The sequence below is a fragment of the Actinorugispora endophytica genome (genome assembly GCF_004363075.1).
Lineage (GTDB): Bacteria > Actinomycetota > Actinomycetes > Streptosporangiales > Streptosporangiaceae > Actinorugispora > Actinorugispora endophytica.
The window spans coordinates 206,002-225,846 of sequence record NZ_SNYN01000001.1; the positions used below are offsets into that span (position 1 = coordinate 206,002).

The 19,845-nt window shown below is 72.9% G+C and carries 18 protein-coding genes; 5 read left to right on the forward strand and 13 right to left on the reverse strand.

Annotation, left to right across the window (positions count from 1 at the left end; genetic code table 11):
* Positions 1-7 precede the first annotated feature (7 nt).
* Both EV190_RS00920 and EV190_RS00925 read left to right on the forward strand, forming a co-directional pair.
* Positions 8-667 carry a TetR/AcrR family transcriptional regulator gene (locus EV190_RS00920; protein ID WP_133739482.1) on the forward strand — a complete coding sequence of 220 codons (660 nt, stop codon included), beginning with the start codon at positions 8-10 and terminating at the stop codon, positions 665-667.
* Between the two features lie 57 nt (positions 668-724).
* The gene (locus EV190_RS00925; protein ID WP_133739483.1) at positions 725-1,216 is read left to right on the forward strand and encodes a MarR family winged helix-turn-helix transcriptional regulator; all 492 of its coding nucleotides are present in this window, start codon (positions 725-727) and stop codon (positions 1,214-1,216) included.
* A gap of 402 nt (positions 1,217-1,618) precedes the next feature.
* Here EV190_RS00925 and EV190_RS00930 read toward each other — a convergent pair whose 3' ends face one another.
* The 3 genes from EV190_RS00930 to EV190_RS00940 are packed head-to-tail and all read right to left on the reverse strand — an operon-like array spanning position 1,619 to position 5,080.
* Positions 1,619-3,397, reverse strand: a complete 1,779-nt coding sequence (locus EV190_RS00930) for an ABC-F family ATP-binding cassette domain-containing protein (RefSeq protein WP_208112976.1) — start codon at positions 3,395-3,397, stop codon at positions 1,619-1,621.
* Between the two features lie 48 nt (positions 3,398-3,445).
* The gene (locus EV190_RS00935; protein ID WP_133740089.1) at positions 3,446-4,345 is read right to left on the reverse strand and encodes a transketolase family protein; all 900 of its coding nucleotides are present in this window, start codon (positions 4,343-4,345) and stop codon (positions 3,446-3,448) included.
* Between the two features lie 42 nt (positions 4,346-4,387).
* Positions 4,388-5,080 (reverse strand): transketolase, encoded by a 693-nt coding sequence (locus EV190_RS00940; RefSeq protein WP_133739485.1) that lies wholly within the window; start codon positions 5,078-5,080, stop codon positions 4,388-4,390.
* 66 nt (positions 5,081-5,146) lie between these two features.
* Here EV190_RS00940 and soxR point away from each other — a divergent pair, with 66 nt between their 5' ends.
* Positions 5,147-5,608: a redox-sensitive transcriptional activator SoxR gene (gene soxR / locus EV190_RS00945; protein WP_133739486.1), complete on the forward strand. Its 462-nt coding sequence runs from the start codon at positions 5,147-5,149 to the stop codon at positions 5,606-5,608.
* Between the two features lie 34 nt (positions 5,609-5,642).
* Here soxR and EV190_RS00950 read toward each other — a convergent pair whose 3' ends face one another.
* Positions 5,643-6,569 (reverse strand): 4-(cytidine 5'-diphospho)-2-C-methyl-D-erythritol kinase, encoded by a 927-nt coding sequence (locus EV190_RS00950; protein ID WP_208112977.1) that lies wholly within the window; start codon positions 6,567-6,569, stop codon positions 5,643-5,645.
* Positions 6,570-6,816: 247 nt separating this feature from the next.
* Here EV190_RS00950 and EV190_RS00955 point away from each other — a divergent pair, with 247 nt between their 5' ends.
* Positions 6,817-8,718, forward strand: coding sequence for a serine/threonine-protein kinase (locus tag EV190_RS00955; RefSeq protein WP_133739488.1), 1,902 nt, complete (start codon positions 6,817-6,819; stop codon positions 8,716-8,718).
* Positions 8,719-8,815: 97 nt separating this feature from the next.
* On the opposite strand, the gene rsmA is transcribed toward EV190_RS00955, so the two are convergent.
* Both rsmA and EV190_RS00965 read right to left on the reverse strand, forming a co-directional pair.
* Complete coding sequence (gene rsmA, locus EV190_RS00960) at positions 8,816-9,673, reverse strand: 16S rRNA (adenine(1518)-N(6)/adenine(1519)-N(6))-dimethyltransferase RsmA (protein WP_133739489.1); 858 nt, start codon at positions 9,671-9,673, stop codon at positions 8,816-8,818.
* A 76-nt stretch (positions 9,674-9,749) separates the two neighbouring features.
* Positions 9,750-11,018: a resuscitation-promoting factor gene (locus EV190_RS00965; protein WP_341770501.1), complete on the reverse strand. Its 1,269-nt coding sequence runs from the start codon at positions 11,016-11,018 to the stop codon at positions 9,750-9,752.
* A gap of 327 nt (positions 11,019-11,345) precedes the next feature.
* Between EV190_RS00965 and EV190_RS00970 the strand changes: the two genes are divergently transcribed.
* Positions 11,346-12,443: a CaiB/BaiF CoA transferase family protein gene (locus EV190_RS00970; RefSeq protein ID WP_133739490.1), complete on the forward strand. Its 1,098-nt coding sequence runs from the start codon at positions 11,346-11,348 to the stop codon at positions 12,441-12,443.
* 66 nt (positions 12,444-12,509) lie between these two features.
* Here EV190_RS00970 and EV190_RS00975 read toward each other — a convergent pair whose 3' ends face one another.
* The 7 genes from EV190_RS00975 to EV190_RS01005 form a co-directional block, all read right to left on the reverse strand.
* Complete coding sequence (locus tag EV190_RS00975) at positions 12,510-13,430, reverse strand: TatD family hydrolase (protein WP_133739491.1); 921 nt, start codon at positions 13,428-13,430, stop codon at positions 12,510-12,512.
* Positions 13,431-13,988: 558 nt separating this feature from the next.
* Entirely contained in the window at positions 13,989-14,981 is a 993-nt protein-coding gene (gene ccsB / locus EV190_RS00980; RefSeq protein WP_208112978.1) for a c-type cytochrome biogenesis protein CcsB, read from the reverse strand.
* Between the two features lie 3 nt (positions 14,982-14,984).
* On the reverse strand, positions 14,985-16,463 hold the full coding sequence (gene resB, locus EV190_RS00985) for a cytochrome c biogenesis protein ResB (protein ID WP_133740092.1): 1,479 nt from the start codon (positions 16,461-16,463) through the stop codon (positions 14,985-14,987).
* Between the two features lie 114 nt (positions 16,464-16,577).
* Positions 16,578-17,384, reverse strand: coding sequence for a cytochrome c biogenesis CcdA family protein (locus EV190_RS00990; RefSeq protein ID WP_133739492.1), 807 nt, complete (start codon positions 17,382-17,384; stop codon positions 16,578-16,580).
* Positions 17,381-17,998 (reverse strand): TlpA family protein disulfide reductase, encoded by a 618-nt coding sequence (locus EV190_RS00995; RefSeq protein ID WP_133739493.1) that lies wholly within the window; start codon positions 17,996-17,998, stop codon positions 17,381-17,383. The genes EV190_RS00990 and EV190_RS00995 overlap by 4 nt, the downstream gene beginning before the upstream one ends.
* A 203-nt stretch (positions 17,999-18,201) precedes the next feature.
* Positions 18,202-18,405: a helix-turn-helix domain-containing protein gene (locus EV190_RS01000; protein ID WP_133739494.1), complete on the reverse strand. Its 204-nt coding sequence runs from the start codon at positions 18,403-18,405 to the stop codon at positions 18,202-18,204.
* A 308-nt stretch (positions 18,406-18,713) separates the two neighbouring features.
* A complete protein-coding gene (locus EV190_RS01005; RefSeq protein WP_133739495.1) occupies positions 18,714-19,511 on the reverse strand; it encodes a phosphatase in 798 nt (265 codons plus the stop codon).
* Positions 19,512-19,845 lie beyond the last annotated feature (334 nt).

Here is a 19,845-nt window from a genome sequence, read left to right on the forward strand (position 1 = left end):
GGCCATCATGGGAGCCGTGAGCGAGCAGACACCCAGATCCCGCAGAAAGCGCATGACCGGCAAGGAGCGCCGGGAGCAGCTTCTCGACATCGGTAGGGAACTGTTCGCCGAACGCGGCTTCGACGGCACGTCGGTGGAGGAGATCGCGGCGCGCGCCGGGGTCTCCAAGCCGGTGGTCTACGAGCACTTCGGCGGCAAGGAAGGCGTCTACGCCGTCGTCGTGGACCGCGAGATGCAGTACCTGCTCGGCATGGTCAGCGACGCCCTCGTCGCGGACCAGGCCAAGGACAAGCTGGAGGGCGCGGCGCTGGCGCTGCTGCGCTACGTCGAGGAGCACAGCCAGGGGTTCCGCATCCTGGCGCGCGACTCGCACGCGGCGTCGGGGACGGGCAGTTTCGCGAGCCTGATCAGCGATATCGCGACCCAGGTGGAGCACGAGCTGGCGGCGGAGTTCCGGTCGCGCGGCTACGACCCGAAGCTGGCTCCGCTGTACGCGCAGTCGCTGGTGGGCATGGTCGCGCTGACGGGGCAGTGGTGGCTGGAGGTGCGCCGGCCCAAGCGCGAGGTGGTGGCGGCGCACCTGGTGAACCTGGCCTGGAACGGGTTGTCCAAGCTGGATCCCAAGCCCCGGTTGGAGTCGTCGGCGCGGACCCGCGGGCCGGAGTGACGCCCTGGTCCGCCCGAACCCGCCGGTTATCTCGATGTCAAGAGATATGCTGGGTCCATGCGCGATGAGGTTGACGGTCTGGTCGAGGCGTGGCGCGCCGAGCGCCCGGACCTCGATGTGGAGCCGCTCCAGGTGTTGAGCCGGGTGTCCCGGCTGGCCCGGCACCTCGACCGCGCGCGCCGCGCGGTGTTCACCGAGCACGACCTGGAGCCGTGGGAGTTCGACGTGCTCGCCGAACTGCGCCGCTCGGGCGCCCCGTACGAGCTGAGTCCGGGGCGCCTGCTGCGGGCCACCCTGGTGACCTCGGGCACGATGACCAACCGGATCGACCGGTTGGCCGCGGCCGCGCTGGTGCGCCGCTTCCCCGACCCCGCGGACCGGCGGGGCGTGCTGGTCCGCCTCACCGACGAGGGCCGCGAGCGCGTGGACGCGGCGCTGGCGGACCTGCTCCGCTACGAGGAGTCCCTATTGGGCTCGCTCAGGCGCGCCGAGCGCGAGCGGCTCTCGTCGCTGCTGAGGTCGGTCCTGTCCCCTCTCGACGAGGATTAGGGAAGCCCGCTCCGGCGCGGGGGTGGTCCGCGCACCGGTGTCCGTGGTGTCCGTTCCTCCCGGTGATCGTGACCTTTTCGGGGTCTCAGAGGCGGTTGAGACCCCGAAAAGGTCACGATCACCGGAGGGAGCGCCGGGAAACGGGCACCTTCCCGCGGCCCGGGGCCCGCGCGTCGTCGCCGCCCCGTCACCGCGCCGGCACGAGACACCCCCGACGATCCGGTCGGCGGATTCCCGACGCCGACACACCCCCGCGCCGGAGCTTCTCCAGGGCGGTGGCGCGCTTCGGGCCGCGCGGGGTGGGAGGAAGCCTCCGGGGACGCGTCCGGGGCCCTCTGAGGCCGCCTGGAGCCGCGTGAGGGTGCGCGGCGCCCCGGCGCCGTCTCCCGGGGCGCCGCGCGCTCACTCCCCGAGCTTCTCGGCCTCGGTGAGCCAGACCTCCTCGAGCCCGTCCTTCTCCGCGGTGAGCGCCTTGAGTTCGGCGTCGAGGTCGGCCAGGCGCGTGTAGTCCTCGGCCGCCTCCGCCATCAGGGCGTGCAGTTCGGTCTCGCGCGCGCCGATCCGCTCGATGCGGCGCTCGACGCGCTGCATCTCCTTCTGCACCGCGCGGCGCTCCGCCGCCGACAGCCCGGGGGCGGCCTCCTCGGCCGCGGGCCGCTGCTCGCCGGTCCGGGCCTGGGGCACCCGTCCGCCGTCGTCGGCGGCCGCGAGCCGGTCCAGGTACTCGTCCACGCCGCCGGGCAGGTGCCGCATGGCGCGGTCGCCGAGCAGCGCGAACACCCGGTCGCACATCCGCTCCAGGAAGTACCGGTCGTGGCTGACCAGCACCAGCGATCCGGGCCAGCCGTCGAGCAGGTCCTCCAGCTCGGTCAGCGTCTCGATGTCCAGGTCGTTGGTGGGCTCGTCCAGGAGCAGCACGTTGGGCTCGCTCATGAGCAGCCGGAGCATCTGCAGGCGGCGGCGCTCGCCTCCGGACAGGTCGCCGACGGGCGTCCACTGGCGGTCGCCGCGGAAGCCGAAGCGCTCCAGCATCTGGCCGGCGGAGTACTCCTTCTTGCCGATGGTGACGTGCTCGCGGATCTCCGTGACCGCTTCCAGGGGGCGGGCGCCGGCGTCGAGCTCGGTGAGGTTCTGCGAGAGGTGGCCGAGGTTGACGGTCTTGCCGCGCCGCACGTGTCCGGCGTCGGGTTCGCGCTCCCCGGCGAGCAGGCGCAGCAGCGTGGTCTTCCCGGACCCGTTCACCCCGACGAGGCCGACCCGCTCCCCGGGGCCGAGCTGCCAGGTGAGGCGCTCCAGCAGGGTGTTGTCACCGGCCCGGAGGGTGACGTCCTTGAGGTCGACGACCGTCTTGCCCAGCCGCGAACTGGCGAAGCGGACCAGTTCCACGGTGTCGCGCACGGGCGGCTCGTCGGCGATGAGCGCGTTCGCGGCGTCGATGCGGAACTTGGGCTTGGAGGTGCGGGCGGGCGGGCCGCGGCGCAGCCAGGCCAGCTCCTTGCGCATGAGGTTCTGGCGGCGCTCCTCGGTGGCCTGGGCCAGCCGCTGGCGTTCGGCCTTGGCCAGCACGTAGGCGGCGTACCCGCCCTCGTAGCGCTCGACCCGGCCGTCCACGACCTCCCAGGTGCGGTTGGTGACGGCGTCCAGGAACCAGCGGTCGTGGGTGACCACGACGAGGGCTTCGCGGCGGCCCCTGACGTGCTCGGCGAGCCAGGCGATGCCCTCGATGTCGAGGTGGTTGGTGGGCTCGTCCAGGATGATCAGGTCGTGGGTCTCGATGAGCATCCGGGCCAGGCCGGCGCGGCGGCGCTCGCCGCCGGACAGCCCCGACATGGAGGCGTCCAGGTCCCAGCCGGACAGCAGGCCGCGCAGCACGTCGCGGACCCGGGCGTCACCGGCCCATTCGTGTTCGGCGCGCTCGCCCAGCACGAAGTCGCCGACGGTGGTCTCGGGGAAGCTGTCGCGCTGGTGCAGGAAGCCGACGCGCAGGCCCCGGGTGTGGATCACCCGCCCGGAGTCGGGTTCGGTCCGGGTGGCCAGGAGGGACACGAGGGTGGACTTGCCGCCGCCGTTGCGGCCCACGACGCCGATCCGGTCGCCCTCGTCGATCCCGAGCGAGATCGAGTCCAGGAGGACCAGTGGGCCGTACGCCAGCGAGACGTCTTGAAGGTTGACGAGGTTCATCACCACCCATTGTCGCGGTTGCCGGGCACTGCGGCGAACGGCCGCTCCTCAGGCGAGGAAGAACCCCCGCGCGCTGGCGGCGATGCCCTCGGCGTCGAGGCCGTGCGCCCGGTCGTGGTCCTCGGGGGCGCCGTAGCCGCGCACCTCGCGGTCGCGGGTGACGCCGAGGCCGAGCTGGCGGTGGCGGCGGTCGGCGAGCGCCTCGGCGATCTCGTGGGCGGAGGTTCCGCGCAGGTACGGCTCGACGATCATGACGTCGGCGTGCGCGGCCGCGGCGGCGATCCGGTTGAGCCCGGCGCGGTCGAAGGGGCGGACGGTGGCGAGGTAGGCGACGGTGACGTCGAGCCCCTCGGTCGCGGCCAGGACCCGGTCGAGCACGGGGCCCACGGCGACGACGGTGCCCAGGGCCCGGCGCGACCCGGCCCGGATGACGACCATGCCCTGCCCGACGGGACGGGCGGCGGCGTTGCCCCGGGTGGACAGCCGAAGGTAGACGCGGTCGTCGCCGTCGAGGGCCGGGCCGAGCAGCCGCCGGGCCTCGGCGGCGTGGCCGGGCACGTGCACGGTCCAGCCGGGCAGGGTGTCGAAGAGGGCGACGTCGCCGGGGGCCATGTGGGTGCGGCCCATCCCGGAACCGTCGTAGGAGGCGCCCACGCTGGCCAGGACCGCCCCGACGCCCTGGTGGCCCAGGTCCAGTTTGATCTGCTCGAACGCGCGCTCGACGAGGAACGGCGCGTAGGTGTGCACGACGGGGCGCATCCCGGTGAGGGCCATGCCTCCGGCGACGCCCATCATGAGCTGCTCCCGGATGCCGACGTTGACGACCCGGCCGGGATGGCGGGAGGCCGCGCGGGCGAACAGGTCGGCGGAGATGTCCGCGAGCACGACGGCCAGGCGCGGGTCGGTGTCGAGCCGGGCGTTGACGGTGTCGGCGAAGGCCTCGCGCATGCGCTGGACGGTGGTGGTCTCGGGGGCGAGGACGGTCATCGGCTACTCCTTGGGTGCGACGCGCGCGACGACGGCGAGCGGGCGGCCTGGGTGGGGTGCGGTCAGGGCGTCGTGCAGGGCGCCGTGGTCGCGGCCGTTGACGGTGCGGGCGGCCCAGCCCTCGCGGGCGAAGCGGTCCCCGATGCCGCCGGGCCAGCCCAGGGAGGCGGACTGGTTGTCGACGACCACGGTGGTCAGGGAGTCCAGGCCCATCCGGGCCGCGGCGGCGACGGCCTCGTGGTTGCTGCCCTCGTCGAGTTCGGCGTCGCCGAGCAGGACGACGACGCGGGGTCCGGTGCGGCCCTGGGCGCGCAGGCCCAGCGCGGTGCCCACCCCCAGTCCGAGGCCGTGGCCGAGGGAGCCGCTGCCGATCTCGACGCCCGGGACGAGGGTGCGGTCGGGGTGGTGGCCCAGCGGCGAGTCGAACTCGCCCCAGCGGCGCAGCTCACCGACGTCGATGAAGCCCTTGGCGGCCAGGATCGCGTAGTAGGCGGCGGGCCCGTGCCCCTTGGACAGCAGGAAGCGGTCGCGGTCGGGGTGGTCGGCGGTCTCCGGGGTGACGTCGAGGATCCGGTCGTAGAGCACCCAGAGCACGTCGAGGGTGGAGACCGCGGCCGCCTGGTGCTTCTCGTCCCCGGTGAGCAGTCCGATGAGCGCCGGGAGGTCGGCGTACCTGGAAAGGGTTCTGGTCGGCATGCGACCAGTGTCGGACTTCAAGTTAACTTGAGGTCAACCGGAACGAAACGAGGAGAGTTGAGTGACATGAGCCACCTTCCGATCCGACTCACCATCGGCCAGCTCGCCGAACGAAGCGGGGTCGCGCACAGCGCGCTGCGCTTCTACGAGGAGCGGGGGCTGATCCGCTCGGAGCGCACGGCGGGCAACCAGCGCCGCTACCACCGCAGCACGCTGCGCCGCCTGGCGTTCGTCTCGGCCGCCCAGAGGGTGGGCCTGACCCTCGGCCAGATCCACGCCGCGCTGGCCACCCTCCCCGACGAGCGCACCCCGACCGTCGAGGACTGGGCGCGGCTGTCCGGCGAGTGGCGGTCCGAGCTCGACACCCGCATCGACGCCCTCCAGCGGCTGCGGGACCGGCTGACCTCGTGCATCGGCTGCGGCTGCCTGTCACTGAAATCGTGCGGACTGCGCAACGACGACGACGCCATGGCCTCCCTGGGCCCGGGCGCCCCCCTCCTCAAACCGGTCCGCGAGGGCGGCGTCTGACGGGCCGTCGTCGGACGGCCCCGGCCACCGCCCGTCAGGACCGTCCGACGACGACGGCCCCCTGGACCGGCCCGTGGGCCACGACGGTCTCGGCGCACTCCTCGGACTCCAGCAGGGCCGCGGCGAGCTCGCGCGCGCGGGGCGCGGATTCGGCGAGGAAGGCGCAGGTCGGCCCGGAGCCGGACACGATCGCGCCGAGGGCTCCGGCCTCCCTTCCGGCGGCGATGGTGGCGGCCAGTCCCGGCCTCAGCGAGAAGGAGGCCCGTTGCAGGTCGTTGGCGAGCGCCGCGCCGAGCCGGTGCGCGTCGCCGTCGGCGAGCGCGGCCGCCAGCTCCCGGTCCGGCTCCGGCTCCGGCGCGTCCGGGCGCAGCCGGTCGTACTCGGCGAAGACCGCCGCTGTGGACAGGCCGCCCTCGGCGAGGGCGAAGACCCAGTGGAAGGTCCCGTTCCCGGCGGCGGGGGTCAGCCGCTCGCCGCGCCCGGTGCCGACCGCGGTCCCGCCCAGCAGCGGGAACGGGACGTCGCTGCCGAGCTCCGCCGCGAGTTCGACGAGCCGTGCCGTCGGGACCCCGGTCCCCCAGAGCGCGTCGCACGCCACCAGCGCGGCGGCCGCGTCCGCGCTGCCCCCGGCCATCCCCCCCGCCACCGGGATGGCCTTGTGGAGGTGGACGCGGACGCCGGTGCGCACCCCGGTCTCGCGGGCGAGCAGCGCGACGGCGCGGGCGGCGAGGTTGCCGTGGTCCAGCGGGACGCCCGCGGTCCGGGAAGGGCGGTCCCCGGTCGCGGTCAGCACGGCCGAACCCGGTTTTGCGTCGGGCGCTCCGTGTGTGACGGTAACCTCGTCGAAGAGCGAGACGGCGTGGAAGACGTTGACCAGGTCGTGGTAGCCGTCATCACGGGCGGGCCCGACCGCGAGCTGGAGGTTGACCTTCGCGGGCACCCGTACGGTTACGGTGTTCATAGCGGTCACGATTCATAGATCGTAAGGGAAACCCCACCTCTGTGAACCCGTGCACCCGGTATGCGACTCTTGTACGGTTCATACGTCGCGCTCAGGATGCATCGACGCGTCAACAGCGAACCCGCTCCGCTGGCGTCACTTTCGTTGCCACATTAGGACTCGATGGCCCGTGCGGGTGGGTATCGGGACAGATTCCCCGCTACCTTTGGGGCCAAGACGGAGTTTGGACACCGTCGGGGAGGGTCGCTTGCCGTCGGATGGGCTCCCGAAGAACCTTGAACCGCTGGCCGCCGGAGATCCGGCCACCATCGGTCCTTACATGCTGGCCGGACGCCTGGGCAGCGGAGGAATGGGAACGGTCTACCTCGGCCGTTCCGCTGAGAAGGGCAGCCATGTAGCGATCAAGGTCATCCGCCCGGAGCTGGCGTTCGACGAGGCCACCCGCGCGCGTTTCCGCGACGAGATGGAGAACGCCCGGCGGGTCGCCTCCTTCTGCACGGCCAAGGTGCTCGACCACGGCACCTTCGAGAACCGGCCGTACATGGTCACCGAGTACATCGCCGGGACCGCGCTGGCCGAGCACATCGCCAAGAACGGGCCGCTGGACTCCAGCACGCTGCACGGCTTCGCCCTGGGCGTGGCCGCGGCGCTGGCCGCCATCCACAAGGCGGGGCTCGTGCACCGCGACCTCAAACCGGCGAACGTGCTGCTGTCGCTGTCGGGGCCCCGGGTGATCGACTTCGGCATCGCCCGCGCCCTCAACACCGTCACCAACCACACCCAGACCGGCATCGTGATGGGCAGCCCGGGGTGGATGGCGCCCGAGCAGCTACTCGAGGAGAAGGTCACCACCAAGGCCGACATCTTCGCGTGGGGCTGCCTGGTCGCCTTCGCGGGCAACGGCACCCACCCGTTCGGCAACGGCGACGCCATGGCGCTGGGCAAGCGGATGCTGTTCGCCGAGCCCGTCATCGGCGACCTGGACAGTCCGCTGGACCGGCTGGTCGCCAAGGCGCTGGCCAAGGAGCCCGAACGCCGGCCCAGCGCGCAGGAGCTGCTCCTGGAGCTGGCGGGCGGCTCCGAGGACAACGACGCCGGCGACGCCAACGACATGGTCAGCCACGCGCTGCACCAGTCGTGGCGGCCGAACCTGCCTCCGGGCCCTCCGGGGTACCCGCCGCAGGGCCATCCCCCGGGCGCGCACCAGACGCTGACCGGCATGCGGCACCCGCAGGCCCCGCCGCACCCCGGCCAGGGGCCGGTCTCCCCCCAGCAGCCCTACCCGCAGGGGCCTCCCTCGTCGATGCGCCCGCCCGCGGCGGGCGGCCAGGGGCCGCCCCAGCAGCACCAGGGCCAGGGCAGGCCCCTGCCGCAGCGGCCCCAGCAGTCCCCGCCCCAGCCTCCGCACCACACCGGGCAGTTCCCGGTCGTGCCGCCGCACGGCTCGGGCGGGGGGCAGCAGCCGCCCGGCCCGCCGCGCCAGGCCCCCACGGGTTCGCACCCGCAGGCCCGGCCGTACGTTCCGCCGAGTCCGCTCGCTCCGCACAACCCCCTGCGGCCGGACACCCGCCGGTCCCGGATGGTCGTGACCGCCGCGATCATCGGGGCGGTGGTGCTGATCCTGCTCTTCAGCCTGTTCGCCGTGGTGGCCGCCAACGGCCGCCTCTCCCTGTTCGGCGACGACGCGCCGCAGGGCGACCAGCAGGAGCAGCCCGTCGACCCCAAGGAGTCCGAGGAGCCGGGCTCCCAGGCCGTGCCGGACGAGGCGATCCACACCGACAACCGGATGGAGTTCCGCATCCAGCCGATGGAGTGCGCGTCGGAGTTCGGGGGCGTGGAGTCCCCGGAGGGCCACCAGTACTGCGTGTTCCCGGTGAGCGTGCGGAACATCTCGGGCGTGCCGCTGGACTTCCGGCCGGTGGACCAGACCCTGGGCTACGAGGACCTCGGCCCCGACACCCCCGCCGAGAGCTCCGTCGGGGGCGACGACGACGAGCTCCTCTGGGGGACCGTCGAGGAGAACGGAACCCGCCGGGGGCACCTCGTCTTCGCCGTCCCCAACGGGCGCGAGCCCACCCTCCTGACGCTGCGGGGCGCCTCGCACAGCTCGGGCGTCGACATCGAGCTGCTCGAAGGCCAGCCCGCCTGACGCCCGGACCGCCGCCCCGGAAGCGTGGTCCGGCGGGAGGCGGAGAGCGGGCCGGCTGGAAACCCTTCCGCCGGCGCTCCTCGCGCTACCCAGCGGCTCAGGGGCGGTGCTCGGCGATCCGGGCGAAGGCCGACACCTCCAGCGCCTCCCCGCGCGTCCTGGGGTCCACTCCGGCGGCGCGCAGGGCCGTCTCGGCGGCGGGCGCCGAGCCCGCCCATCCGGCCAGGGCCGCGCGCAGGGTCTTGCGGCGCTGGGCGAAGGCGGCGTCCACGACGGCGAAGACCTCCTCCCGGGTGGCCCTGGTCTCGGGAGCGGGCCTGCGGCGCAGCGCCACGAGCCCCGAGTCGACGTTGGGGGCGGGCCAGAACACGTTGCGGCCGATGGCCCCGGCCCGCCTCACCTCGGCGTACCAGGCGGCCTTGACCGACGGCCCGCCGTAGACGCGTCCGCCGGGATCGGCGGCGAGCCGGTCGGCGACTTCCGACTGCACCATGACCAGGCCGCGCTCCAGCGAGGACAGCCGTTCGAGCAGGTGCAGCACGACGGGGACGGCCACGTTGTAGGGCAGGTTCGCGACCAGCGCGGTCGGCGGCGGGCCCGGCAGCTCGGTGATCCGCATGGCGTCGGCGGTCACCACCTCCAACCGTTCGGCCAGGCCGGGGGCGTGCTCGGCGACGGTCCCGGGGAGCGCGGCGGCCAGCTTGGGGTCGATCTCCACCGCGGTCACCCGGCGCACGTGCGGCAGCAGCGCCAGGGTGAGCGAGCCGAGCCCGGGGCCGACCTCGACGACCACGTCGTCGGCGCCGACCTGGGAGGTGCGCACGATCCGGCGCACGGTCCCGGCGTCGATGACGAAGTTCTGGCCGAGCGTCTTGGTGGGGCGCACCCCCAGCCGCTCGGAGAGGCGTCGTACGTCGGCGGGGGTGAGCAGGCGGGCGCTGTCGGATTCGGTCACCCGCCTATTTTGGCAGGCCGGGCGAGACGCGCCGCCCGGCCCGCGCCCGGGGCCCTCCCGGGGAGGGCCCCGGGGGTCACTCGAACAGGTGCACTCCGCAGTGGGGCCACTGGCTCTGCCAGTTGCCGCCGACCATGTTGTAGAGCTTCTTGGCGCGCATGGTCTGCTCGTCGGGGCTGGCCTCGCTGGGCAGGCCGGTGCCTCCGGCGGACTGCCAGGTGGCCATCGAGAACTGGTAGAGGCCGTAGTAGCCGCCCGCGGAGTTGACCGCGGCGGGGTTGCCGCCCGACTCGCACTCGGCGAGTCCCGCCCAGTTGAGGGTGTCGGCCTCGCCGCCCACGTTCGGGTCGACCTCGGGCTCCTTGGTGCCGATCTCGGTGACGCCGTCCACCGGCTCCTTGACGACCTCTTCGGAGATCACGTACTCGACCTCCTCGCCCTCCTGGAGGACCCGGCCGTAGGTGACCTCCTTGACGCCGTCCACGGGCTCGGTGACGACGTTCGTCTCGCCCTCGGGCAGCTCGGGGTTCTCCCGCTCCTCGACCTCGGCCTCGATCGGGACCTCCCTCGTCTCGGGCTCGCCGATCAGCTGCATGACCTCGATCACCATGCCGTTGGCGGGCTCCTCGTCCAGGCCGGGGTCGACGGCGTCGTGCTCGCCGAGTTCGATGCCGCTGGCCTCGAGCACCCCGGCGACCGTGGGCGCGTTGGTGTGCAGCTCCGTGCGGACCTGGTCGCGTACGACGACGACGTGCCGGGGGGTGCGGACGTCCACGGCGAGCCCGTCGACGGGGACGGGGGTGGTGGGCGCCACGGACAGGGTGAGCGAGTCCGCGTCCATACCCAGCTGGTCGAGCGCCTCGCCGACGGTGAGGGCGGTGACCCAGTGGGTGGCGGCCTCCTCGCCGTCGACGGCGAGGGTGAACTCGCGGCCGGTGCGCACCAGCACCTGGTCGCCGCTGCCGAGCTCGGTGGCGACCCCGGGCGCCACGGCGTCGCGTTCGCCGAGGGTGACGCCCTCGGCGTCGAGGACGTCCTGGACGGTCCCGCCGAAGGTGTGCACGGTGCGGCTCTCCCCGTCCACGGACAGGGTGACGCGCTTGTCCAGCGCGAACGCGGTGCCGCCGCCGGCCAGGACCACGACCGCCACGATCGCGCCGACCAGGACCGCGCCGCGCGAGCGGGGCAGGGCGATCCGGGGCCGCGCGAGCTTCGGGAGGCCCGGCAGGGCCGGACCCTTCTTCGCGGATCTGCGGCGCCGGTGCCCGTGTGTGGCCGGCTGCGGGCCTGGGGTGGCCGTGTGCCGGGTGGGGGGACCGCCTGGACCAGAAGACCGGGTACGCACGATTGTTCAGACCTTCGGGGTGACTGGGGCCGGGAACGACCTCGGCGGGAAGCGCGGCGAGGGACCGGCCGGGGGCCGACGGGATGCGGCCGAGCGGGCGTCCGCCTACGGCTGGGTGTCGAGAAGACACCCGGAAATTACCACAGTGACCGCATCCGCGCTTTCGTCGTGGCCGAATCGTGGGGCTGTTTCACGGCGGAACCGCCCCTGCCGCGTGGACAGCGTCGGAACCGATGGAAACGGAAGCCCCTGGCGCGACCCGGCGACGGGGAACAGAATAAAACCGAGTTTCGTTCTGTTTTGGTTCGAGCGCATCGGAGGTCGCCCATGGGACCGCTCAGCGGGACCCGCGTCGTGGAGTTCGCCGGGATCGGGCCGGGGCCGATGGCCGCCATGCTGCTGTCCGACCTCGGCGCCAGCGTCATCCGCCTGGACCGCCCCGGCCCCGGGGCGGCCGTGCCCGGGACCGACCGGCCGCACATGAGCGCCGGACGGCCGGTCCTGGAGGTGGATCTGAAGTCCGGGGAGGGGATCGCCGCCGCGCGCGCGGTCGTCGCCGCCGCCGACGTCCTCCTCGAGGGCTTCCGGCCCGGCGTGATGGAGCGCCTCGGCCTGGGCCCCGAGGAGTGCCACGCGGCCAACCCCGGCCTGGTGTACGCCCGGATGACCGGCTGGGGCCAGGACGGACCGCTGGCCGCGCGCGCCGGGCACGACATGAACTACATCTCGCTGAACGGGGCGCTGCACACCTTCGGCCGCCGCGGCCAGGCCCCCGTCCCGCCCGCCAACCTGGTGGGCGACTTCGGCGGGGGCAGCATGTTCGTGGTCACCGGCATCCTCGCCGCGCTGCTGGAGCGCGGCGGGTCGGGGCGGGGCCAGGTCGTGGACGCGGCCATGGTGGACGGCAGCGCCCTGCTGATGTCGATGGTGTACGAGGACCGCTCCCGGGGGGCGTGGACCGACGAGCGCGGCGCCAACTACCTCGACACCGGGGCGCCCTTCTACGACGTGTACGAGTGCGCCGACGGCCGCCACGTCTCGGTGGGCTGCCTGGAGCCGCAGTTCTACGCCGCGTTCCTCCGAGGGGTCGGGCTCGACCCCGCCGACCTGCCCGGCCAGTGGGACCGCTCCGGCTGGCCCGAGCTGCGCGAACGCTTCACGGCGGTGCTGCGGACCCGGACCCGCGACGAGTGGGACGCCGTCTTCGGGCACACCGACGCCTGCGTGCACCCCGTCCTGAGCATGGCCGAGGCGGCCGACCACCCGCACGTCAGGGCGCGCGGCTCCGTCGTGCGCGACGGCGACACCCTGTACCCGGGCCCCGCCCCCCGCTTCAGCCGCACGCCGGGCACCAGCACCCGCGCCCCCGGCGCCCCGGCCCCCGGCCTGGCGGAGACCCTCAAGGAGTGGGGCGTGGAGCTGTAGGCCCCGCCTCGGCGCGGTCCCGCGGCCTCCCGGCCCCGGGACCGCGCCGGGGCGCGGCGGGCGCGCTCAGGGCAGGTCGAAGGCGCGGCGGGCGTTGGCGGCCACGGTCGCGGCGAGGTCCTCCTCGGTCAGCCCCTTGACCTTGGCCAGCGCGCGCAGGGTGTGCGGGACGAGGTAGGGGGCGTTGGGACGGCCCCGGTAGGGCTTGGGGGTCAGGAACGGGGCGTCGGTCTCGACGAGGACGAGTTCGGCCGGGGCGACGGCGGCGGCGTCGCGCAGCTGCTGGGCGCTGCCGAAGGTGACGTTCCCCGCGAAGCTCATGAAGTAGCCCCGCTCCGCGCAGACCTTCGCCATCTCGGCGTCGCCGGAGAAGCAGTGGAAGACGACCCGCTCGGGCGCGTCCTCCTCGGCCAGGATCCGCAGCACGTCCTCGTGCGCGTCGCGGTCGTGGATCATCAGGGCCTTGCCGCGCTCCCTGGCGATCCTGATGTGCGCGCGGAACGACGCCTCCTGGGCGGCCGCGCCCTCGGGGCCGGTGCGGAAGTTGTCGAGTCCGGTCTCGCCGACGGCGCGCACCGGCTCGCGGGCGGCGAGGGCGTCGATCTCGGCCAGGGCCTCCTCAAGGGCCGCCATGCCCCCGGCCGGACGCGCCGGGTCCCATTCGGTGGCCTCGTCCTCGCCGACCCCGTGCACGATGCGCGGGGCCTCGTTGGGGTGCAGGGCCACGGCCGCCCACACGGTGTCGTGCTCGGCGGCGGCCTCGGCCGCCCACCGCGACCCGGCGAGGTCGCATCCGACCTGGATCAGCGGCGTCACCCCGACGGAGGCGGCCTTGGCCACGATCGCGGCGACGTCCCCGCCCTGCATGTCCATGTGCGTGTGGCAGTCGGGGACGGCCACGCTGAGGGGTTCCGGCAGCGGCGGGATCTCTGCTCGGGCCTTGTCCCGGTCCACGCGCTGGCGCTTGCTCTTGCTCACGGAAGGCAAGTCTATGGACGCCCCGGCGCCCCGGCGCCCGCTCCGGAGGAACGGCGTCATTCCCGGCGTCCTTGATGGAGTCTCCGGCGCGGGGGTGATTCGGCGTGCCGGTGCGCGAATCATCCCCGCGCCGGAGCTTCCCGAGTTGGCCCGGGAGCGGGAGGCCACCACCGGGGTCACGCGTCTCACCCGGGGAACCGGGGAGCAGGCTCGCGGGCCGCTGCCGCGAACGGCCGGACGCGGTCTCGTCGAGGCCAGGGGGGCCGCCCGCCACCGGTCGTGCTGCCTTTCGGCGGGCGTGTACCGGCAACCCGACGCCACCGCCGGCTCCATGGGCGTGCGGGGCTTCGACGCCTTTCGGGCGGGACCCGTTCCGTGCTCCCCTCGGACTCCTCGCGTTGAGGGCGCTCGCAGCCGTCCGGCGACACGGCATCCATAACTATGGGACACGGCGTCCATATCCGGGAGCCGGGTCCTGTGGTTCCGCCTCGGCCTGAGAGCCGAAAGGGTCCCCCGGCGCGGGGAACGCCCGTCGCCGTAGGGACCCGTCGGGAGCCGGACCAGCGGTTACGCGTAGCTGTGCAGGCCGCTGAAGAGGTAGTTCACGCCGAAGAAGTTGAACAGCAGGCACGCGAAGCCGACCAGGCTGATCCAGGCCGCCTTCTTGCCCTGCCAGCCCGCCGTGGCGCGGGCGTGCAGATAGGCGGCGTAGACCACCCAGGTGATGAAGGACCAGACCTCCTTGGGGTCCCAGCCCCAGAAGCGGCCCCACGCCTCGTCGGCCCAGATCGATCCCGCGATGACGCCGAACGTCCACAGGGGGAAGCCCAGGACGATCATGCGGTGCGCGAGGCGGTCCAGGAGTTCGGGGCTGGGGAGCTTCGCGGCGATGCCGCTGACCTTCTCGCCGAGGGAGCGCCTGGTCTCGGTGCTGTGGGCGACCAGGTAGGTGATGGTGGCCGAGCCCGAGACCATGAAGGCGCCGGTGGCCATGATCAGCGCGGAGACGTGGATGGCGATCCAGTAGGAGTCCAGCGCCGGGACCACCGGGCCGCTCTCGGAGTAGAGCCACCGGACCGCGATCCCGAGCAGCAGCAGCACCGGGACCAGCACGAAGGCGCCCAGGTAGTGGGCCTTGTAGCGGAACGCGGCGAACAGGAACGCCGCCACGCCGCACAGGCAGATCGCGATGACGAACTCGAACATGTTGCCCCACGGCCAGCGGTCCGCCGCCAGGCCCCGGGTGACGATCTGGGCGAGGCTGAGGACGAAGCCCAGCGCGGTGACGCCCAGCCCCACTCTGCCGAGGACGTGCCGGGACGCCTTCGCCTCGGGCTCCCGGGCGCGCAGGTTCACCGTCAGCCCCTCGGACTCGCCCTCCGAGGCGCCGACCGCGACCAGCCGGGTGCCCTTCAACGACTCGCGGCGGCCGTAGGCGGCCTCGAAGACGAAGCAGAACAGGGCGACCGCGTAGACCACGATCATCGCGAGGACCAGGTTGTCGCTGACCGCCGACAACCCGGTGTCCACCGCGGTCTCCGCGGCGAGAACGTGCACCACCGGTTACTCCTTCTCGACGCCCGGGTCCGCAGAGCCGGGCTCTCTCAACTCTTGGTTCAACTGGGTGGCCAGCTCGTGGAAGCGGCGCAGGGAGGCGGCGCCCTCCGTCTTGACGAGTCCCCCGATCTCGACCACCGTACGCCCGTCCCCGCCGGTCCCCGCACGGACCCACATCCGGCGGGGCTGCACGAACAGGGTGCACAGCAGCCCCAGCACGGCGGCGACCGCGGCGGTGAGCGCCGGCACCCGGGCGGGGTTGCTGGTGACCTGGATACTGACGTAGTCGCGGTAGCCGGTGAACTCGATGGTGGCCGACCCGTCGGGCAGCTCCCAGCTGTCGCCGGGTGCCAGCGCCGGGGAGTCGCCGATCTCCTCCATCTTCTCGGTGTACAGCTGGTACACCGACTGGGAGTTCCCGCTGTCGAGCCCCAGGTCGCCCCTGAAGCCCTTGAGCACCACCACCGGGTTGCGGGCGTCGGGGAAGTCCGAGACGAGGTCCCCGTTCTCGCCGGAGGCCGCCGAGGGCAGGAACACCGCCGTGAAGCCGAGCTGTTCGGGGGCGATGTCGGGGACCTTCACCACGCCGTCGGCGGTGAGGTTGGCGGTGCCCCGGTCCAGGAACGGGACCGGCTGGTCGAAGACCACCTGCCCGTCGGCGTCGGTGACCCTGAAGGTCGGCGCGTAGCCGTGCCCGAGCAGGTAGACCTGCGCGCCGTCCACCTCGAGCGGGTGGTTGACCTCCAGGACGTGGGTCCGCTCGGGGGAGTCGGGGCCCTCCCGGTAGGTGACGTCCGCGCTGAAGGAGCTGGCCTGCCCGCTGAGGTCGCCCTCCTCGATGAAGGAGGCGTCGAAGTCGTCCACCCGCAGCCAGAACGGCTGGATGCCGCTGGGGTCCACCGCGCTGCCCGGATGGAAGGCGTCGTAGGAGGGCAGCGTGTTGGCGAAGCCGTCGCCCTCGACGATCAGCGTGTTGCCCCGGTAGCCGAAGAAGGCGCCGACCGCGAGCGAGACCAGCAGTCCCAGCAGCGCGAGGTGGAAGACGACGTTCCCGGTCTCGCGCAGGTATCCGGTCTCGGCGGACAGCGAGTCGCCGTGGTCGGCGATCCTGTACCCCTTGAGCAGCGTCCGGGCCCGCCGCAGCGCCTCCTCGGGGGCCGCGTCGGTGCTGAGGGTCGCCGAGTAGGGCATCCGGTCCAGGCGGCGCGGCGTCCTGGGCGGGGCGGCGCGCAGCAGCCGGTAGTGCGCCGCCGCCCGCGGCAGCACGCATCCCGCGAGCGAGACGAACAGCAGCAGGTAGATCGCCGCGTACCAGGGCGAGGAGTAGACGTCGAACAGGAAGAACCGGTCCAGCCACGGGGCGAGGTCCGGGTTGTCCAGGAAGTAGTTCTGGACCTGCTCGACGCTGACCCCCCGCTGGGGCAGCAGCGAACCGGGGATGGCTCCCAGGGCGAGCAGGAACAGCAGGACGAGCGCGGTGCGCATCGACGTGAGGACGCGCCAGGCCCAGCGCCCCCAGCCGACGGGCGAGAGCGCGGGCGCGGCGGCCGGAGCGGTCCGGTCCGCCGCTTCTTCTGCGGGTTTGCGTGAGGTCACTGGCTAGATCACCGTCGTGAAGTTCGCGGTCCAGCCCTGCGTGAGGGCTGTGATGTCGGTCCAGAGGCCGGAGACCAGGAGCAGCCCCACCACGACCAGCATCGCGCCGCCGGCGACGGTGACGGTCCGGTAGTGGCGCTTGACCCAGTCGAAGGCGCCCAGCGCCCTGCGGTAGAGCAGGGAGGCCGCGACGAACGGCAGTCCCAGGCCCAGGCAGTAGAAGAGCGACAGCAGCGCGCCCCGGCCCACGCTGCCCTCCGTGAACGCCAGGGACTGCACGGCGGCCAGCGTCGGGCCGATGCACGGGGTCCAGCCGAGCCCGAACAGCACCCCCAGCAGCGGCGCGCCCGCGAGTCCCGCCCCGGGGAGGCGGTGGATGCGGAACTCCCGGTCGAAGCCGGGGACGACGCCCATGAACGCCAGCCCCAGCACGACGGTCAGCCCGCCGAGGACGCGGGTGATGACGTCCGCGTGGTCCAGCAGCAGCCCGCCGACACCGCCGACGAACACCCCGACCGAGACGAAGACCGCGGTGAAGCCCGCGATGAACAGCAGGCTCCCGGCGAGCATGGTCCAGCGCCGGGTCTCCAGGACCTCGTCGACCGAGAGGGCGGTCCCCCCGCTCCCCGCCTCCTCCGCCGCGGCGCGGCGGTGCGCGGCGATGTCCGCGCCCGACATGCCCGTCACGTACGACAGGTATCCGGGGACGAGCGGCAGCACGCAGGGCGAGAGGAAGGAGACCAGGCCCGCGGCCGCGGCCAGCGGGACGGCCAGGAGGAGGGAGCCGCTGAAGACCGTCTCGGCGATCACGGGGAACCCGGGTCCTCGGCGGCGACCGGCTCGACGAGCCCGGTCAGCTCGTCGTAGTCGGTGGCGCCGATGACGCGGGCCGCGACGCGGCCCTGGCGGTCGATGACGAGCGTGCTGGGGATCGCCTGCGGCGGGACCGTGTCGCGGAAGGCCTGCGGGACCTCGCCCGGCTGGTCGTACAGGCTCGGGTAGCCGACCTCCTGGTTGCGCTCGAACGCCTGCGCGGCGGTGCGGTTGTCCTTGATGTTGACGCCGAGGAACTCCACTCCGGCGTCCTGGTGCTCGGCGTGCACCTCCTCCAGGACCGGCGTCTCCGCGCGGCACGGCGCACACCAGCTGGCCCAGAAGTTCAGCACGACGACGCTGCCGGAGTAGTCCGCGAGGCTGACGGCCTCGCCGTCGAGCGTCTCGCCCTCGATCACGGGGGCGTCCTGGCGCTCGTCGGGGGTGAACAGCGTGCTGGATCCGTCCCCCGAGACGTAGCGGTCGTCCGCGGCCGTGGCCCCGGTGTCGACGCCCCCCGCGCATCCGGCCGCGGCCGCGGACAGCGCCAGTGCGGCGGCACCGCAGCGCAGGGCGGCGCGCACACGGGCGCCGGGCTCAGTGAAGGACATCGCGGAAGACCTCGTCAGAGGGAGTGCGGCACGGACTACGTCAACAACGACGAAGTGTAGTAGACGCCTGGGAACCTCTGACGAAAGGCCGTGGGAACGGGGGCTCTCACCACCTCACCTGCGGTCCCGGTACCGGAGGGGCCCTCGCGTGGCCGATTCCTCCGGCACCGGGATCGGTGGTGTGCCGCCCGGGCCGTCGGGAGTCACCCCGCCTCGACGAACGCCTCTCGGAGGTAGTCGTGCACAGCGCGCTCCGGCACCCGGTAGGAGCGGCCCACGCGGATCGCGGGAAGCACTCCCGAGTGCACCATTCGGTAGACCGTCATCTTGGAGACCCGCATGATCGCGGCCACCTCGGCCACGGTCAGGAACCTCACCTCTTCAAGCGAACCCTTGCTCCCACTCATGTCCTGACGCTCTCTCTCCGGACGTGCGTCCGCGTCCCTGTCTGCCGCACGCGACCCGACACCCGCGGGGTCTCCCCCACGCCCTCGGCCGCGCTCGTGTTCCGTCCGGCAACTACTGTCACGTCCGTTTTCAGAGTAAATCCGGGTTCACGGCATTAAAAGAGCGGTTTTGCTGTCCGTGCGGCTGCGTGGGGTTTGGGATGCGTGTGAGGTTTAACGCCTGGGTACCCTTCCCCGCCTCCCCGCGGGGAAGTCCGTGAAGTGCGCCGCCGACCCGTGTGCCGGGCGCCGCGACCGCCCGGCCGGGTTCAGGCCAGGCCCGCGCGACGCACCACGTAGTCCGAAAGCGGACGGTAGTCGGCGGTGAGGTATCCGTCGTCCAACGGGACCGTCGTATGCAGTTTTCCTTCGTGTTCGCCCAGGAACAGAGCGGGATCGTTACTGTCGGCGAATCCGATGGTCTCCACCCCGGCCTCCCCCGCGGCCCCGGCGAACCCGTGGTCCGCGATGACCAGCTGCGGCCATTCCACTCCGCGTTCGGTCAGGTCCGCAAGTGCCGCGCGCATCCCGAAGGGGTGGTGGCTGTGCCGGGGGTTGCCGCCGTCGATGACCAGGCCCACCTCGTCGCGCCAGACCAGGACCCTGCGGGACGGCGGGTGCTCCCCCGAGACGTCGTAGGAGTACCCGGCCGCGCCGGTGACCACCGCGCAGCCGCGCTCGACGAGCAGGTCCTTCCACACCCGGTAGGTCGTGTGCAGGTTCTTCGGGTGCCCCGTGGCGAACATGACGCGCTCCTTGTTCCGCGCCGCCTCGCCCAACCGGTCCGCCAGGGACTCCAGGGCGTCCACGGTGCGGTCCGGGTCGATGGTGTCGATCCCCCACAGGTAGGTCTCGTCGTCGACGACCCCGCACCGCTTGGACATGAGCGCGAGGACCTCGCCGAACGACCACTCGTGGGAGAAGGTCAGCCCGAACTGGTAGTAGGGGTCCCCTTGGACCAGCCGCCGGTAGTGCTTGAGGTTGTTCTGCCGTGGAGTGTCGACTTGACCCGCGATTCCGGTACGCACCAGATGGTCGACGAGTTCCGCGCGGGAGGGCGGCGTCACCAGTTGGACCCCCTTCTCGAATGACTCGGTCAGCGATACCGACAATCGCGGACTATTGAGGCATCGTCATACCCGGTTCACGACGTGTTCAACTCTCCTGTGCACAAGGTGGCACAGCGCGGCCTCCGCACCACCGCTCACAGCATCGGGTCGACACCGTGACAGGGCGGCACCACCCAGGGGGACCACCCCCTTCGACCCCCGACCACCCGCGCCGCTCACAGCATCGGATCGACACCGTGACAGGGCGGCACCACCCAGGGGGACCACCCCCTTCGACCCCCGACCACCCGCGCCGCTCACAGCATCGGATCGACACCGTGACAGGGGAAGA